This window comes from Intestinimonas sp. HCP28S3_D6 (genome assembly GCF_052065695.1).
GTDB lineage: Bacteria > Bacillota > Clostridia > Oscillospirales > Oscillospiraceae > Intestinimonas.
Map to the genome: position 1 here is coordinate 1 of NZ_JBQHTM010000124.1, position 1,392 is coordinate 1,392.

Genomic DNA, 1,392 nt, shown 5'->3' on the forward strand with positions numbered 1-1,392 from the left:
GCAGATAAATAATGGCTATTTTGCACTGAAATCACCTTAACCAAGCGCAAATGGCGGCTAATACATTGAGTAGAAACAGGATAAAGGCTTTTATTCAGAGGTTCCTTAGAGGCCCAGGCGGAGCGGTTTGCCCTCACCGTCCGGGAGGGAGCGTACAAGGTGGCGGCGGTGTGCGACATCGTCCACGGCGGTGAGCACCGGCCCGCCCTCAGTGCGGAACTGGTGCCGGTGTCGGTGCAGCAGATGCTCAGCGATGCCCTTCGGGACCGATGTCAGAGCGAGATTGTGCTCGGAGTCTCCTCCATCTTGATCGCCACCGCCTGGGAGCGGGACCCGGTGGAGAGCCTCATGCGCATTTTGGGCGAGGTGTGTACGGAGTGTGAGCGCATCCTGGGCGTCACCTTGGCGGTGGGCATCGGCCGTCCCTGTCAGAAGCTGGAGGAGCTGTGCCGCTCCTGCGGCGAGGCCCGGGCCGCCCTGGAGTACCGGGCGGTGGTGGGCATGGGCAAACCCATCTACATCCAGGACATGGAGCGTCTGGATCGGACCGTGCCGGAGGGGGACAGCCACAGGGAGCAGCAGCTGCTTTCCGTCATTAAGTTCGGCTCTCAGGAGCAGATCGCCGCCATGGTGGACAAGCTCCTGGCCGAAGGAGATGGGGAGTGGAGCGACCAGTCCAGGGCCATCGGCATGCTGGGAACCCTGCTGCCTGTGATCCAGCGCTGCCGGCTGGGGGAGGAGGCCATGCTGGGGCCCAGAGGGACGTGGTTGGCGCTTCTTGCTGAGGACACCCCAATGGAGGAGCTCCGTGCCTGGCTGCTGTCGGTGTGCCTCAACATGAGCGGCTGCATGGACCAGCGTCGGGTCTCCACCGCCAAACGGCTGGTGGAGGAGGCGGAGCGGTACATCCGGGAGAACTATCCAGACTCCGGGCTGTCGGTAGACCGGATTTGTGACCACCTGCACATCAGCCAGTCCTATTTTTCCACCATCTTCAAGCAGGAGACGGGGCGGAGCTACGTCCAGTATCTCACCGACGTGCGTATGGAGCATGCAGTGGAGCTGCTGCGCACCACCGACGACAAGACCTATATGGTGGCGGAAAAGGTGGGCTACGATGAGCCCAACTATTTCAGCTATGTGTTCAAGAAGCGGTTCGGCGTGTCACCGTCGCAATTTCGCAAGTAGCCCACCTTTTGGCACCGCCGGAGGCGGGACGTAGGTCATCCGCGCCCAAGCGTTTTGCCCTCCGGGCAAAACCTTGCCGCAGGCGGAATTCATTTCCGCCGAGGAAGAGAAGAAGTGGGGTTCCCCGGAAACGGCGGAGCCGTTTTTGGGGCGGGCTACGACGAGCCCAACTATTTCAGCTACGTGTTCAAGAAGCGGTTCGGC

At 61.6% G+C, this 1,392-nt stretch carries 1 protein-coding gene; it reads left to right on the forward strand.

Features of this window, described 5'->3' with window-relative positions:
* Positions 1–159 precede the first annotated feature (159 nt).
* On the forward strand, positions 160–1,188 hold the full coding sequence (locus ACTNBK_RS17010) for an AraC family transcriptional regulator (RefSeq protein ID WP_441147875.1): 1,029 nt from the start codon (positions 160–162) through the stop codon (positions 1,186–1,188).
* The last annotated feature ends 204 nt before the right edge of the window (positions 1,189–1,392 follow it).